11 protein-coding genes are annotated in these 16,351 nt (G+C 63.7%); 6 read left to right on the top strand and 5 right to left on the bottom strand.

From position 1 onward, the window contains the following. The first annotated feature begins 23 nt into the window (after positions 1-23). Entirely contained in the window at positions 24-182 is a 159-nt protein-coding gene (locus H290_RS31295) for a hypothetical protein (protein WP_155976987.1), read from the top strand. Here the strand turns inward: H290_RS31295 and H290_RS0122620 are convergent. Genes H290_RS0122620 through H290_RS0122610 form a run of 3 tightly spaced genes read right to left on the bottom strand, consistent with a single transcriptional unit; the run spans position 172 to position 5,090 of the window. After that, positions 172-2,904: a molybdopterin cofactor-binding domain-containing protein gene (locus H290_RS0122620; protein WP_020109122.1), complete on the bottom strand. Its 2,733-nt coding sequence runs from the start codon at positions 2,902-2,904 to the stop codon at positions 172-174. The genes H290_RS31295 and H290_RS0122620 overlap by 11 nt on opposite strands. A 6-nt stretch (positions 2,905-2,910) precedes the next feature. Further along, entirely contained in the window at positions 2,911-3,732 is an 822-nt protein-coding gene (locus H290_RS0122615) for an FAD binding domain-containing protein (RefSeq protein WP_020109121.1), read from the bottom strand. Continuing rightward, the gene (locus tag H290_RS0122610; protein WP_020109120.1) at positions 3,732-5,090 is read right to left on the bottom strand and encodes an 8-oxoguanine deaminase; all 1,359 of its coding nucleotides are present in this window, start codon (positions 5,088-5,090) and stop codon (positions 3,732-3,734) included. Before H290_RS0122610 ends, H290_RS0122615 begins: the two co-directional genes overlap by 1 nt. A gap of 130 nt (positions 5,091-5,220) precedes the next feature. On the opposite strand from H290_RS0122610, the gene H290_RS0122605 reads away from it, so the two are divergent. Next, positions 5,221-6,702, top strand: coding sequence for an APC family permease (locus tag H290_RS0122605; RefSeq protein ID WP_020109119.1), 1,482 nt, complete (start codon positions 5,221-5,223; stop codon positions 6,700-6,702). Positions 6,703-6,886: 184 nt separating this feature from the next. Then, a complete protein-coding gene (locus H290_RS0122600) occupies positions 6,887-10,270 on the top strand; it encodes a pyruvate carboxylase (protein ID WP_020109118.1) in 3,384 nt (1,127 codons plus the stop codon). 87 nt (positions 10,271-10,357) lie between these two features. Here the strand turns inward: H290_RS0122600 and H290_RS0122595 are convergent, their stop codons facing one another. Further along, positions 10,358-12,331 carry an NAD(P)/FAD-dependent oxidoreductase gene (locus tag H290_RS0122595; RefSeq protein ID WP_155976997.1) on the bottom strand — a complete coding sequence of 658 codons (1,974 nt, stop codon included), beginning with the start codon at positions 12,329-12,331 and terminating at the stop codon, positions 10,358-10,360. A 209-nt stretch (positions 12,332-12,540) separates the two neighbouring features. On the opposite strand from H290_RS0122595, the gene H290_RS0122590 reads away from it, so the two are divergent. From H290_RS0122590 to H290_RS0122580, 3 genes are read left to right on the top strand one after another with little or no spacing between them, the layout of a single operon-like run. Beyond that, positions 12,541-13,188 (top strand): nitroreductase family protein, encoded by a 648-nt coding sequence (locus H290_RS0122590; RefSeq protein ID WP_020109116.1) that lies wholly within the window; start codon positions 12,541-12,543, stop codon positions 13,186-13,188. 6 nt (positions 13,189-13,194) lie between these two features. Next, positions 13,195-14,781: a class I adenylate-forming enzyme family protein gene (locus tag H290_RS0122585; protein ID WP_020109115.1), complete on the top strand. Its 1,587-nt coding sequence runs from the start codon at positions 13,195-13,197 to the stop codon at positions 14,779-14,781. Next, positions 14,778-15,386 carry a TetR/AcrR family transcriptional regulator gene (locus tag H290_RS0122580; RefSeq protein ID WP_020109114.1) on the top strand — a complete coding sequence of 203 codons (609 nt, stop codon included), beginning with the start codon at positions 14,778-14,780 and terminating at the stop codon, positions 15,384-15,386. The genes H290_RS0122585 and H290_RS0122580 overlap by 4 nt, the downstream gene beginning before the upstream one ends. A 12-nt stretch (positions 15,387-15,398) precedes the next feature. Here the strand turns inward: H290_RS0122580 and H290_RS0122575 are convergent, their stop codons facing one another. After that, complete coding sequence (locus tag H290_RS0122575; RefSeq protein ID WP_028463560.1) at positions 15,399-16,295, bottom strand: hydroxymethylglutaryl-CoA lyase; 897 nt, start codon at positions 16,293-16,295, stop codon at positions 15,399-15,401. Positions 16,296-16,351: the final 56 nt, after the last annotated feature.

Genomic DNA, 16,351 nt, shown 5'->3' with positions numbered 1-16,351 from the left:
AATCACCGTCGACCGTGCCGAAGGTGCACGAGATCGACTGTAGGCCTGGTGTTTTCGGCACGCTCGATGGTTTCTTTGGCACGCTCGGCGGTTCGTTTGGCACGCTCGACGGCCCGCTTGGCGGGATGGGCACGCTCGACGGTGATTTCGGCACGCTCGGTGGCGGGTGGGTCAGGTGGTGAGGGCGCGCCAGACTCGGGGTGGGTTCATCGGTAGCTGGTGGATGCGGACGCCGATGGCGTTGCGGATGGCGCTTTCCAAGGCCGGGGCGACCGGGTTGTAGGGCGCCTCACTCATCGACTTCGCGCCGAGCGGGCCGACGGAATCGTAGGTGTCGGCGAAATAGACGTCGGTCCGCGGCACATCGGCCAACTGGGGGATGTGATAGTTCCGCAGCACCTGGGTCATCACGTGGCCGTCTTCGAGGATCATCTCCTCGTACAGCGCGGTTCCGATGGCCTGGGCCGCACCGCCTTCGATCTGTCCGCGACACTGCTGCGGGTTCATCACCACACCGGCGTCGGCGGCCTGCAGCGACTGCAGGATGCGGACCTGCCCGGTGGCGGTGCTGACCGCGACCCGGAACGCGTGGACGTTGTACGCCACCGACCGCGGACTGCCGTCATGGTTACCGCTGCACTCGAGGGTGCCGCCGGCAGCGGCCGCGACCCCGGGCAGATCGATGAATGCCGCTCCGGCCTGCACACCTTGAGGTCCGAGCCGGCAATCGGCCTGATCCGCCCCGAGTCGTGCGGCGGCGACCTCGATTATGCGCCGACGGAGTTCAACGCAGGCCGAGTTCAGGGCCTTGCCCGCGACAACGGTGCCGGCTGAACCGAACGCTCCGGTGTCATGGCCGACGACGTCGGTGTCGGCTTGCTGCAGGACAATCTGGCTGGGCGCGCAGCCGAGTGCCGAGGCGGCGATCTGCGTGAGGACCGTGGTGGTTCCGTTGCCGAATTCGGCCGTACCGACCGCAGCGATGAAGTCACCCTCGGCAGTGAGTGTCATCCGGGCATCGGCGTGGTGACCGCGCGGGGGAATCGTCGCGATCATCGTCGCAGCCATACCTTCACCGATCTGCCAATCCGGTTGGGAGGCCAGCACTTCACCATTGCGGGTGGGATCGGTGCGTCCTGACTCCAACGCCCCTTGAGCGAGATCGAGACACTGGTCGAGGCCGTAGCTTCCGTATTCGAGGTCGTCCTCTTCGACCTGCCAGGTGACCAGCGGATCGCCGGGCACCGTGACGTTGATGCGGCGCATCTCAAATGGATCGATACCCAACTGCGCTGCCAATTCGTCGATCGCGCCCTCGATCCCGAACGAGACCTGCCCGAGCCCATAGCCGCGGAACGCCCCCGACGGAATGTTGTTGGTGTAGACCGCACGTGCATCGACGTGCTTGTTCGCACACCGGTACAACGCGACCGATTCGCCACACGAGTGGAACAGCACTCCGGTGCTGTGATTGCCATAGGCGCCGGCATCGGACAACACCGACACAGACAGCGCGGTCAGCACACCGTCGGCCCCGGCGGCGGCCGTGACATCGATGCGCATCGGATGACGGCATGGCGCGATGGTGAACTGGTCGGTCCGGGTGAACTCGTAGACAGCGGGACGGCCGGTCTTGAGCATGGCCAGCAACACCAGGTCTTCCGTCAGCAGTTCCTGTTTGCCGCCGAATCCGCCACCGACACGGGCGGTGTGGACGCGGAGGTCGTCGGCGGGCAGTCCGAAGATGTGGCACAACTCGTCGCGGATCAAGAAGGGAACCTGAGTGCTCGACCGAATGACCAAGCGGCCGTTCTCATCTCGCCAGCCAACTGCTCCATGAGTTTCGAGATGAGTGTGCTGGACCCGCGCGGTCTGCCAGCGGCCGGAGACCACCGTTCCACCCGCGGCCCGGGCTTGTTCCAAACCGGCATCCACATCGCCGGTCGTCCCCTCGAATCCGGCGACGAGGTTGCTCTGTGGATCCGCGATGCGGGCGCCGCGACCCTTGTCGCCGTGGACGAGTGGAGTACCGGGTTCGGTGGCCAGTGCCGGATCGAAGTTGGCCTGCAGGACTTCGTATTCGACGGTGATCAGCTCACCGGCTCGGCGGGCGACGGTCATGGAATCGGCGACCACGGCCGCGACCCGCTGCCCGACGAATCGCACGGTGGTGTCGAAGACATGGGTGTCGTCGGGATCGTCGAGACGATTCTCGTGACGAGCGGTGGAAAACCGAACGCCGGGATCATCCCGGTGGGTGAGGACCGCACGGACTCCGGGCATCTGCTCGGCCGCGGTGGTGTCGATCGACAGGATCCGGGCATGTGGGTGCGGACTGCCGACCACGGCGATGTGACCGAGGTCGGTGGGCAGGCGGTCCATCGTGTACGGCTCGGTGCCGGTGACGATGCGCTTGGCCGCCGGTGCCGGGATCGACCGGCCCACCGAGCGGCCCGGATCACCGGCCGAGACCTTCTCCGTCCCGACAACGCCATCGATCGCGTCGCAGATGGAGCGATACCCGGTGCAGCGGCACAGGTTTCCCTTGAGACTCTGCGGCAGGTCGTCCAGCTGAGCCCGGTCCAGCGCACTGACAGTGACCACCATGCCGGCGGTACAGAAGCCGCACTGAAACCCGGCCGCATCGACAAATCTCTGCTGGAGCGGATGCATGTTGTCCGGGGTACCGAGTCCGGACACGGTGGTGATCTCGGCATCCGACACCCGGAACGCCGGTATCAGGCACGAATGGTGCGGCTCACCGTCGATCAGGACCGAACATGCGCCGCAATCGCCGGCGTCGCAACCCTTTTTGACGCTGTCCTCACCCTGGTCGCGGATGAACGTGCGAAGGCACTGCCCGGGCGCGGGACGGGCTTCGACAAGCTTTCCGTTGATCTTCATCTGCCTTCAGTCCTTCGGCGAACCGGCCAGCCCGACAACAACATCCCGGGTGAGTACGCCGGTGACATGATGGCGCCAGTCTGCGGTGCCGTGCGCGTCCGAATAGTACGCCTGCGGCGGTATCGCCGAATCAACAAGGGCGGCAACCATATCGGGTTCCATGGAGTCAGTGGCGATCACATAGGGAACCTGGGTGGCCGCAGTCACCGAGATCAGCGCACCGGTAGGACGTCGGCGACCGACCACCACCACACCGGATCGTCCCAACGGCGACATGGCCATCTTGCGCAGAGCCGTGGGCTGTGCGAGTGCGGAGGCCGGAATCGTGATGGAGCGCAGTACATCTCCGGGTTCGAGGATGGTCTCGTTCTGCGCGATGACGAATTCCGGTATCGAATAGTGGCGATCGGTGCCATCTGACTTCCAGACCAGCAGCCGCGCATCGAGCGCCGAGGTCATCGAAATCATCGCTCCGGCCGGAAAACCGAGGCAGATGTTGCCGCCGACACTGGCGTTCTTCCAGATCTTGAACGACGCCACCAGCGCTGCGGCGGCGGCGGCAAAGACCGGGGTGGCGACCCATTCCGGAGGGTAATGCGCGGACATGAGCGTCTCGATGGTGCAGGTGGCAGCGATCTCGAGGCCAGAGTCGGTGACAGTGAGGTCGGGCCAGTCGAGTCCACGCAGGTCGATCAGTCGTCGCAGGTGCAGTTGCGGCTCACTCATCAGCCAGGTGCCGCCCGACATCAGGCCGTCGGTGGTGGTCAGGCCGGTCAGATCGGCGCGGGTACGCGGTATTTCGATGCTCTCGATCGTGTGGAGGTCCATCATCCCGCCTTGGCGATCAGCGCGGTATGTGCGGCCGCGACCTTGCGTGCGGTGTCTTCGGCGTCGATGGTGGTGAGTTCACCGCCGCTGACAACCGTTTTCCCGTTGACCCACATACGTTCGATGGGCGGAACGTCGCCGAGTACGAGTGCTGCCACCGGATCGTGAATGCCGCTGTGGCCCAGGCCGTCGATGCGCCAGAGCACCAGGTCGGCGAGTTTACCGGGCTCGATGGATCCGAGGGTGTCCTGGTATCCGAGGACACGGGCTCCACCCAGCGTCGCCAGCTCCAGTGCTTCGCGGGTGGTGAGCGCGGTCGGACCGCCGATGGCGCGAGCCATCAGCACGGCCTGGTGGGCTTCTTCGAGCAGTCGACTCGATTCGTTGGACGCGGCACCGTCGACGCCCAGACCGACGGGCACACCAGCCGCGATCAGGTCGCGGGTACGTGCGATTCCTGCTCCCAGGCGGCCGTTGGACGTGGGGCAGTGGGCGACTCCGCTGCCGGTCGCCGCGAGCGTGGAGATCGCCTTGTCATCAAAGTGCACACCGTGGGCAAACCAGACGTCGTTGCCCAGCCAGCCCACGGATTCCATGTATTCCAGCGGTGTGCAGCCGAAATGTTCGGCGGTGTAATCAGATTCGTCGAGGGTTTCGGCGAGGTGCGTGTGGAGCCGCACGTTCTTCTCGCGGGCCAGCTCTGCCGATGCGCGCAGCAGGTCCGCGGTGACGGAAAACGGGGAGCAGGGGGCGAGTGCGATCTTGACCATGGCATCGGCTGACGGGTCATGCCAGCGGTCGATCGCGTCCGAGCTCGCGGTCATGATCTGATCGATGGTCTCGACCACACTGTCGGGCGGCAGGCCACCGTCCTTCTCGCTCAGATCCATCGATCCACGGGTGGGATGGAAACGCAATCCCACCGACTGCGCGGCAAGTATTTCGGCCGCGAGCAGGTCGCCGCCCTCCTTGGGGAAGACGTAGTGGTGATCGGTGCTGGTGGTGCAGCCGGACAACGCCAACCGGCCCAGGGCCCCGGTCGCGGCGACGTGGACACTTTCCTCGTCGATGCCGGCCCACACCGGATACAGCGTGGTCAGCCACTGGAAAAGTGTGTGATCGGCGGCCAGGCCCCGGGTGATCCACTGATACAGATGATGGTGTGTGTTGATCAGACCCGGTGTCAGGACGCACCCGGTGCCGTCGACCACCTCGGACTTGTCGGCGATCTGTGGGTCCACGCGCCCGTCGATCACGGCGGTGATCGAATTGCCGTCAAAAACCACGGAACCGGAGCGCAACTCCCGGCGCCCGGCATCCATGGTGACGAGGTAGGCGTTTTCGATCACAGTGCTCATGGCGCCACGGTACGACGGGCGAGTTACGAAAAAATGACAACCGTCATCCCGGGGCCGGGTGAGGAATATCATCATGAGGTCGAGAAAACGGCCTCAGTCGGTTGACGTCCTCTTACCGGGAGGGTCTGAAATGACAGAAACGACAATTGATCCCGTTTCCAAGTCCGAACCTGAGTTGAAGCGGGTGATGGGGCCCGGTCTGCTGCTCCTGTTCATTGTCGGCGATATCCTCGGTGCCGGTGTTTATGCGGTCACCGGACAGATGATCGGCCACGTCGGAGGGATGGCATGGGTGCCGTTCATCCTGGCGTTCGCGGTGGCCACCATGACCGCATTCTCCTATCTGGAGTTGGTCACCAAGTTTCCGAAGTGCGCGGGCGCGGCGTTGTACACGCAGAAGGCGTTCAGGATCCATTTCCTGACCTTCCTGGTGGCATTCGCGGTGGTCTGCTCCGGGATCACCAGTGCTTCGACGTCGTCGAATGTGGTGGCCGGGAACCTTCTCGAAGGACTGCACGAATCATTCAGCAGCGCGGACGGATTGGGCTGGTTCGATGTGCCCACCGGTGACGGTGCCCAGTTGGCGGTTGCCCTCGGGTTCATGATCGTCCTGGCCCTCATCAACCTGCGTGGTGTCGGGGAGTCGGTCCGGTTCAACGTCGTTCTCACCGTGGTGGAGATACTCGCGCTGGCGATAGTGATCGTGATCGGTTTCGTGGCTGCCGGGCGGGGCACCGGCGATGGTGACATCGGAAATCTGGTCGTGTTCGAGGACGCCAACGACAAGGGCTGGTTCCTGGCGACAACGATCGCGACGACCGTCGCATTCTTCGCGATGGTGGGCTTCGAGGATTCGGTCAACATGGTCGAGGAGACCAAGGAACCGCAGAAGATCTTCCCCAAGGTCATGTTGTCGGGATTGGGTCTGGCCTGCCTGATCTATGTACTTGTTGTTGTCGCGGTGATCGCGGTCCTGCCGCTCGATTACGACTCGGGGGATGAAGGAATTCTCCTGCACGTGGTTCGAATCGGTGCACCCTCTGTACCGATCGATGAGATATTCCCGTATCTCACTGTTTTCGCCGTCGCCAACACCGCTCTGATCAACATGCTGATGGCCAGCAGATTGATATATGGCATGTCCCGGCAGCGGGTGCTTCCGCGCGCGCTGGGCGGGGTACTGCCGAATCGACGGTCGCCGTGGAGTGCGATCCTCTTCACCACCGTACTGGCCCTTGGGCTCATCATCGTGGTGAATCAGTTGTCGGACAACGATGTTGTGGCGGCTCTGGCGGGTACAACCGGATTGTTGCTGCTCTGTGTGTTCGCCGTGGTGAACGTGTGTTGCCTCGTTCTGAAGCGATCGGATGCCGAAACCTTCTTCCGGGCTCCGGTCTGGATTCCGGCACTCGGCGCGATCCTGTGCCTGTTTCTGGCCGGTCCGTGGGCTCGTACCGACTCACAGATGATCCAGTACAAGATCGCGGGTGTGATGTTGCTGATCGGTGTTGTGCTCTGGGGGGTCACGTACCTCGTGAACCGAATGGAAAACCGGCCGGTGGACGTCGACGATGCCGGCAATCTCGTCGACGACAGCGAAGCGAAGACATAGGGTCGTATCCGGGCCGATTGTTAACCAGGGAAACAGCACGATCACGAACAACGCACAGCCATCGGATGATCGCGTGTGAGGAAGTCGACCGGCCGTAGGGTTCCCGTAGGGGATCCTCGTAGAGGGTTCATCTGTGTCCCACGGTGGTGCAGTGATCGGTGCGAACAAAGGTGGAGGCGGGTTGATGTTTCGCAAGGTGTTGGTGGCCAATCGTGGTGAGATCGCGATTCGTGCGTTTCGTGCGGCGTATGAGTTGGGTGCCGGCACGGTGGCGGTGTACCCGTATGAGGACCGCAATTCTGTTCATCGTTTGAAGGCCGACGAGGCCTATCAGATCGGTGACGAGGGACATCCGGTGCGCGCGTACCTGTCGGTCGACGAGATCATCGCGGCGGCCCGGCGGGCCGGGGCGGATGCGATCTATCCGGGGTACGGGTTCCTGTCGGAGAATCCGGACCTCGCTGCGGCGTGTGAGGCTGCGGGCATCACGTTCATCGGGCCGTCCGCAGCGGTGCTGGAGTTGACGGGCAACAAGGCCCGGGCGATCGCCGCGGCTCGGGAGGCGGGTCTGCCGGTGCTGGCTTCGTCGCAGGCCTCCGATGATGTCGATGAGTTGATGGCTGCTGCCGAGTCGATGACGTTCCCGGTGTTCGTCAAGGCCATCGCCGGCGGTGGTGGCCGTGGTATGCGCCGGGTCGAAACGATCGCGGAGTTGAGTGAGGCGATCGAAGCGGCTGGGCGCGAAGCGAAGTCGGCATTCGGCGACGCGGCGGTATTCCTCGAGCAGGCGGTGATCGAACCCCGTCACATCGAGGTCCAGATCCTGGCCGACGGTGCCGGCAATGTGATGCATCTGTTCGAACGGGACTGCAGTGTGCAGCGGCGTCATCAGAAGGTCATCGAGCTGGCGCCGGCGCCACACTTGCCGCAGGAACTGCGCGAACGCATGTGCGCGGACGCGGTGGCGTTCGCCAGGCAGATCGGTTATTCGTGCGCGGGCACCGTCGAGTTCTTGCTCGACCGCAACGGCAATCACGTGTTCATCGAGATGAATCCGCGGATCCAGGTCGAGCACACGGTCACCGAAGAGATCACCGATGTGGATCTGGTGCAGTCGCAGATCCGGATCGCGTCGGGGGAAACCCTGTCTGATCTGGGATTGTCACAGGACACGGTGCAGATTCGGGGTGCGGCGCTACAGTGCCGCATCACCACCGAGGACCCGACGAATGGGTTCCGGCCTGATACCGGCCGGATCACCGCCTACCGGACACCGGGTGGTGCGGGTATCCGCCTCGATGGCGGTGCCACACTCGGTGCCGAGGTCAGTGCACATTTCGATTCGATGCTGGTGAAGTTGACGTGTCGCGGCCGAAACTTCGAGACCGCGGTGGCACGTGCGCGGCGGGCGGTGGCCGAGTTCCGGATCCGTGGTGTGGCAACGAACATTCCGTTCCTGCAGGCGGTTCTGGAGGATCCAGATTTCCAGGCCGGGAATGTCACCACCTCGTTCATCGAGCAACGTCCCCAGTTGCTGACCTCGCGGGTCTCGGCGGACCGCGGTACCCGCATCCTCAACTACCTGGCCGATGTCACGGTGAACAAGCCGCATGGTGAGCGGCCGGCGACGGTGTACCCCCGCGACAAGCTGCCCGACATCGACATCACCTCGCCGGCTGACGGATCCCGTCAGCGGCTGCTGAAGCTGGGGCCGGAAGGTTTCGCAGCAGACCTGCGGGCGTCAAAGGCGGTGGGTGTCACCGACACCACGTTCCGCGATGCCCATCAGTCGTTGCTGGCGACGCGGGTTCGGACCAGTGGTTTGATCGCGGTGGCACCATACGTGGCGGCCGCGACCCCGCAGTTGTTGTCGGTGGAATGCTGGGGCGGCGCGACTTATGATGTGGCGCTTCGGTTCTTGAAGGAAGATCCGTGGGATCGGTTGGCGCAGTTGCGCGAAGCGATGCCGAACATCAACCTGCAGATGTTGCTGCGGGGCCGCAACACTGTCGGGTACACGCCGTATCCGGAGTTGGTGACCAAAGCGTTTGTTGCCGAGGCGGCGTCGACGGGTATCGATATCTTCCGGATCTTCGACGCACTGAACAACGTCGATCAGATGCGGCCGGCGATCGATGCGGTTCGCGAGACGGGGACGACGGTCGCCGAGGTGGCGATGTCGTACACCGGTGATCTGGCTGATCCGAACGAGAAGCTGTACACGCTGGACTACTACCTGAAGCTCGCCGAACAGATCGTCGAGGCCGGCGCCCATGTGCTGGCGATCAAGGACATGGCCGGATTGTTGCGCCCGGCGGCAGCGACCGCCCTGGTCAGCGCCTTGCGCAGCAACTTCGACCTGCCGGTGCATGTGCACACCCATGACACTCCCGGTGGGCAGTTGGCGACGTATTACGCAGCGTGGCAGGCCGGTGCCGACGCTGTTGACGGTGCTTCGGCGTCGATGGCCGGGACGACCAGCCAGCCGGCGTTGTCGGCGATCGTGGCCGCGACCGCGCACACCGAGTACGACACGGGTCTGGATCTGGGGGCGGTCTGTGATCTGGAACCGTACTGGGAGGCGCTGCGCAAGGTGTACGCGCCGTTCGAGTCCGGACTGCCGTCGCCGACCGGTCGCGTGTATACCCACGAGATCCCGGGCGGACAGCTCTCGAACCTGCGCCAGCAGGCGGTGGCGCTGGGTCTGGGTGATCAGTTCGAGCAGATCGAAGGTGCTTACGCTGATGCCGACCGGATGCTGGGCCGCCTGATCAAGGTCACACCGTCGTCAAAGGTTGTCGGTGATCTGGCGTTGACGTTGGTCGGCCAGGGTGTCAGCGCCAAGGAGTTCTCTGACGATCCGACGTCCTACGACATCCCGGATTCGGTGATCGGGTTCTTGCGCGGAGAGTTGGGGGAACCGGCCGGTGGCTGGCCGGAGCCGTTGCGGACGCGGGCGCTGGCCGGGCGCGGTGAGCCCAAACCGGTGGTGGCACTGTCGGATCAGGACACCGCCGATCTCCATGCATCGGATGCCGAGACGCGGCGAAAGACGTTGAACCGGTTGTTGTTCCCCGGCCCGACCAAGGAATACGAAGACCACAAGGCCGCCTTTGGTGACACCTCCACGCTGTCGGCCAACCAGTTCTTCTACGGATTGCGGTACGGCGATGAGCATCGGGTGGTCCTCGAACCCGGCGTGGAATTGCTGATCGGTCTCGAAGCGATCAGTGAACCCGACAAGCGTGGCATGCGGACGGTGATGTGCATCCTCAATGGGCAACTCCGCCCGGTGCAGGTCCGTGACCGCTCGTTGGACGTCACCGAATCGGTGGCCGAAAAGGCTCAGACGGGGAATCCGAAGCACATTGCCGCACCGTTCGGTGGTGTTGTCACCATCGTCGTCCAGCCCGGCGATGAACTCGCGGCCGGTGCTGCGATCGGTTCCATCGAAGCCATGAAAATGGAAGCGGCCATCACCGCCCCGACCGGTGGCACCGTCAAACGCGTTGCGATCACCTCGGTCTCGCAGGTTGAAGGCGGCGATCTGCTGGTCGAGCTGGAGTAGTGGCGCCACAGACACGCAGGTGAAATCACAGGTGGTTACTGCGATTCACAGATGAAGCCACCGGTCCACCGGCGCCCCTCGTGGTGCCTACCTGGGCCGGTGGTTTCCGGTGATCGGGGCATTCTTTGCTGCGTTGGGTTCGGTCAAGTAGTCCGACAGGTCGGCGTGGCGGGTCATGGTCCAGTAGTCGATGATTCGCCAGGGCAGGACCGCAACCACACGTCCGTCGGCGTTGCGATACCAGTTGCTCATACCGGGGTGGGTCCACACCATCGACGCGTGCGCGTCGTCGACCGACTTGTTGTAGTTGTCATAGACGTCGCGGCGCGGCTCGATGGCGCCGAGATCTTTGTCGACCATCTGCGACAAGGCGTCCATGATGTAGCGGATCTGGCATTCGAGCATGGTGATGAAACTTCCGCCGTGTCCCAACGCGGTGTTCGGGCCGGTCATGATGAAGAGGTTGGGGAAGTCGGGCACGGTGATGCCGAGGTAGGCGCGGGCATCGTGCTCACCCCACACCTCGCGGGTGGTTGCGCCGGAGCGCCCGACCACGTCCATCGGGTACAGCAGGCGGTCGGTGTGGAATCCGGTGGCCATGATGATGACGTCGAACTCGTGTTCCCGGCCGGCGCTGTCCCTGAGTCCGGTCTCGGTGATCTCCGTGACGCCTTCGGTGATGAGTTCGACGCCGGGGCGTTTGAGCATGCGATACCAGCCGTTGTCGAGAAGCATGCGCTTGCCGAAGGGTGGGTAGTCCGGCAGACACTTCTCGATGAGGTCCGGGCGACCTTCGAGTTCGTCGCTGAGGTAGCGCGTGTAGAACGCGCGGTGACCATGATTGGTCGCGTTGATCGACAGCTTCGGTTCGGTCCATTCCGGATCCACGGTCAGAGTCGGATGAACCTTGTCGTTGAAGATCCACGACAACCGCACGCGGTACCACTCGTGGTAGTACGGCACATGATCCATCAGCCAGTGGACGTCGTCGCCGACCTGCGAGAAGTAGACGTCGTTGGGGGCGATCCACTGGGGCGAACGCTGGAAGATGGTCAGTGAGGCGGTGGAACCGGCGATCGCGGGCCCGATCTGCATCGCGCTGGCGCCGGCACCGACAATGGCAACCCGCTTGCCGTGCAGGTTGATCCCGGAGGGCCATTGCGCCGAATGGAAGAGGTCGCCGGAGAACGAATCGAGCCCGGGCACCGGCGGCATCTTCGGGCGGTTGAGCAGGCCCACCGCGCTGATGACGGCATTGGACGACAATGAGATCAGGGTGTTGTCACCGTCGCGGGCGGTGATGTTCCAGCGCTGGGTGGCATCGTCGTACACAACATCACTGACCTCGGTGCCGAATCGGATGTTCGGGCGAAGGTCGTATGCCGCCGCGAAATTCTCCAGATATTCCTGAACCTCGTCGCGCTTGCCGAAGTGTGTCGACCACGGGTGACGGAAGAACGAGAACGAGTACAGATAGCTCGGAGTGTCCACTCCGGCGCCCGGATAGGTGTTCTCCCACCAGGATCCGCCGACATTGCTGTTCTTCTCGAGGACGACGTGCTCGATCCCGGCTTCGGTGAGGCGGACCGACGCGAGCATGCCGCCGATCCCGGCGCCGATCACGATCACAGAGAAGTCGGGCGGCACTTCTCGTGCCGGGTGGGGTGCCGGTGTCTCGTCGAACCCCATCACCTCGGCCATCATCGGGCCGAATTCGTGAGGCACCGGTTCTCCCATGGTGAACTCCATGACCTCCATGAGTTCCCGGCTGTCGAGTGAGGGGAGTGCCGGCGACTGGCCGTCCGCCCAGGCGATCACCGCATCGACAGTTGCCGCCCGGATCTCGCCTTGCACCTCGTCCGACAGTCCGCCGGTGGCGTTGTCGTCCATGCCGCGGCTCCGGGTCGGCTGGTAGCGCTCCGACAACCACCGGTCATCACCTGTCAATTGGTAGAGGACGGCGATGAGCGTGGGAATGTTCGCCGCGGTCACTGCTTGACCCAGCCGGGCGGGGTCGATCCCGTCCGCGGGTGCGGTTGGCTGAAGGTTCACGACACCCAGACTAACCGCTGATAGTCCAGAAGATGCAAGATTCAATTTCTGGGGTCCAGAAGTTGAGAAACATGCGGCAAACACTTGACAGCACCGGAGGTCCACGGTGATGCTGTGACTGCGATCACGCTAACAACGGTAAGCGGAAGCTGGTCAGTCATGCGCAGAGGCCTTGGGGCCCACCGGCAAGTGGCCGATCCCGTATTGAGGAGATCTTGATGGAACTTTCCGAAGCGATGCGCACCACCGGAACCTGTCGGCACTACGCTGACACTCCGGTTCCGGACGAGGTGCTCTACGACGCGTTCGAGGTGGCGCGATTCGGTCCACAGGGTGGAAATCGTCAGCCGGTCCGCTGGATCGTGGTACGCGATGAAGCGAAGAAGAAGGCCCTCGCTGATCTGTACCTGCCCTACTGGGAGGCCTACTACAGCGCGATCAGTGATGGCAGCGTGGGAGTCGGTGCGGTTCCCAAGACGATCCGCAGTGCCAATGAGTTCGCACACAACCTCGCGACCGTGCCCGCGCTCATCGTGGTGTGCGCCGAGGTCGCGGGTCTGCATCCGACCGATGCGGAGCTGGACCGCATCAGCGTCGTCGCCGGCGCATCGATCTACCCGGTTGTGCAGAATCTGTGCCTGGCGCTGCGTGATCAGGGTGTCGGCAGCGCAGTGACCACACTTCTGTGTCACGAAGAACCCGCGGTCAGCGAGTTGCTGGGCATTCCAGAGGGATTCATCACCGCAGCACACATCGCGGTCGGCTATCCGCGTGACAAGTTCCCGACCAAGCTCAACAGGAGCCCCGTCGAGGACACCGTCTCGGTCGATTCCTTCGACACCCCGCTGTTCGCGACGGAGTCCTGAAAAACAATGTCTTCGAACACCATTGCCTCGACGCCTCTCGGCCGCGCCACCCTCGGCGACCAGCTCCGCAGGCACGCGCGGACCATGGCGGGTAAGGCGGCCTTCATCAGCTACAACACGGCAGGTGATCGCGAGGTCTGCACTTATGCGGAGCTCAACGAGCGGGCGAACCGCTGTGCCAACGCGCTCCGTGCGCTGGGTGTGGGTCGTGGCGACCGTATTGCCGTGATGGCGCGCAACCACGTCGACACGGTGGTCGCGTACTACGGCGCGCTCAAGGTCGGCGCATCCTATTCGGGCATCAATGTGATGTTCGGGGAGACGGAGGTGGCACAGCAGCTTTCGCACCTGGAGCCGTCGGCGGTGCTGGTGGGCGCCGACTTCACCCACGTGGTCGACCGGGTTCGGGTTACAGCGCCCGTCGATCTCCACATTGCGTTCGGCGATGCGCCGGGTCATGGATGGGCGTCGTTCGACGCCCTGCTGGCGGAGGCATCGTCGGAGGAACCCGACGGCGATGTCGATGAGCACGACCTGGCGATGATCGTCTACACCAGCGGTACCGAGGCAGCGCCCAAGGGCGTCATGATCACGCACCGTAACTACCTGATCTCCACCGGCCCGGCATGGAGCTGGGGTCTGCGTACCCAACCAGATGACATCTGGCTGTACGTCATGCCGTTTCACACCATCGCGGGCATCGGGTCGATGACCACGTTGACGATGATGGGTGCAACGCTGGTGCTGCCCGCGACCACCGAGGCCGGCGCGTCGCTGGCGATGATCCGCGACGAGAAGATCACGGTCCTGGCCCAGACGCCCACGTTCTACATCGGTCTGGCCGGGCATCCCGACTTCGGACCGGAGACCGTCCGAACCGTGCAGCGCTGTATGACTTACGGCGGTCAGGTGTCGCCGCACGCGATCAACGCCTGGGCGGATTCGGCCCCCGGCGTCACGTGGGGGACCTACTGGGGCCAATCCGAACTGTCGCAGCTGGGAAGTGTCGGCTGGTTCCACACACTCGACGACATCCCGGACTCCGACCCCACCTGGATCGGAAAGCCCGTTGCACATCTCGAGGTCGAGGTGATCGATGCGGACGGGAAACCGGCGCAGGTCGGTGAACTGATCTGTCGTTCGCCCTCTGTGATGTCGGGCTATTTCAAGGATCCTGAACGGACCGCACAGGTCATCCGCGACGGATGGGTGCACACCGGTGACATCGTCCGGCGCGATGACGACGGCAACCTGTTCTTTCTCGATCGCAGCAAAGACATGATAAAAACCGGTGGCATGAACGTGTCTTCCCAAGAAGTCGAGCGCGCCCTGCAGAGTCACCCCGACGTCGTCCGTGCCGCCGTGGTCGGCTTACCCGACGAGTACTGGTCGGAAGTGGTCACCGGTTTTGTCATCCTCCGTGATGATGCGGAATCCGACGCGGATTCGCTTATCGCACACTGCAAGCAGTCGATTGCGAGCTATAAGACTCCCAAGAAGATTCACGCGGTGACCGAACTACCCGTCGACCCGCAGGGCAAGATACTCAAGCGGGAGCTCCGCCGTCTCTACTCCGGGGTGCCTTCTCAGTGACGGTGGACCAGCCGTCCGCCGCCGGTGGAAGGAGTTCGGGGCGACGCGCCGAGATCATCTCGGCGGCAGCGGATTTCTTCGCCAAACAGGGCTTTCACACGGTTGGTATGCGCGAAATCGCGGAAGCGGTGGGTATTCGGGGCGCGAGTCTGTACAACCACTTCTCCAGCAAGGAGGAGATCATGTACGCGATCGCCCTGCGAATGACCCGGGATCTGCAAGATCTGCACATGCCCTTGCTCGACGCCGCGGGTACACCGAAAGAGCGCTTGGCAAACCTGATGCATGCGCACATCCGGAGTCTGGCCGACCATCAGACCGAGCATCTGGTCAGTCTGCGCGAGCAGACGGCACTCACACCCGAACACCTGGCGGAGATCACCGATATTCGCAAGTACTACCAGCGGCGGGTTCGCGATGTGATCGCCGCCGGTATCGCTGCCGGGGAGTTCGGTGTGGCCAACCCGCACCAGGCGGCGGTGGCCATCCTGGACATGATGAACGGGATCAGTTGGTGGCTCAATGATGGACAGGACGTTGGCGCCCTGGCCGATACATACACGTCCTATGCGATCGACGGTGTACTACAGAGCGACAGAGTCTGACCTCCGGACTCGTCAGGCCGGCGGGAAATTACCCGCCCGGCTGAGTTGTCCGGGCACTGCTTTCGAGAGCTGGTCGCCGAGCCAGATCGCCGTCTCGGCCAATGCTTCGAGTTTGACTCCGGTGGAGACCCCGGAACGATCGAGTGCGTAGATCAGGTCTTCGGACGCGATGTTGCCGGTGGCGGCAGGTGCAAACGGGCAACCACCGAATCCGCCGATGCTGGCGTCGAGGGCCTGGGCTCCGAGGTCGAGTGCGGTCATCGCATTCGCGTATCCGGTGTTGCGCGTGTTGTGGAAGTGCCAGCGCAGCGCCACACCCGGCGCGTTGCGCGCTGCTCCCGCAGCGAGTGCGCGAACCTGGGCGGGTACCCCGACACCGATGGTGTCGGCCAGTGCGATCTCGTCCGGGCCGGCCTGCGCCACCTGACCGATCAAATCGGTGACCCACGCGGGGTCGACGTTGCCGGAGAAGGGGCAACCGAAGGCGGTGGCGATGGTGACCGTGGTGCGCACACCGGCTGCCTGTGCGGCTGCCGCGATGTCGGTCCAGGCCGAAACACCCTCGGCGACAGTGCAACCCTGATTTCGGGTGCTGAACTCGTCAGTTGAGACCACCACCACGTTGACCTCGTCGACGCCGGCGGCCAGGGCACGGTCGAGTCCACGACGATTGAGCACGAGTCCGATGTAGGACACCCCGTCGACGCGGGGGACCTGGGCCATCACCTCTTCGGCGCCGGCCATCTGCGGGACCCGTGCGGGGTTCACGAAACTCACGGCTTCGACACGTCTGACTCCGGCGGCGACGCTGCGGTTGATGAGCTCGACCTTCGAATCGACCGACAACACCGTCTTCTCGTTTTGCAGGCCATCGCGGGGACTGACCTCCACCAACTGCACTGTATCCATGCATCCATAGTGCACTTAGCACCTGGTGGGAGCGCAACTCTGGTCGACCGGGCAGT

The organism is Nocardia sp. 348MFTsu5.1, assembly GCF_000383535.1.
Taxonomy (GTDB): Bacteria; Actinomycetota; Actinomycetes; order Mycobacteriales; family Mycobacteriaceae; genus Williamsia; species Williamsia faeni.
Note: the sequence above shows the minus strand (reverse complement) of the source record. Positions and strands in the feature narration are given on the sequence as shown.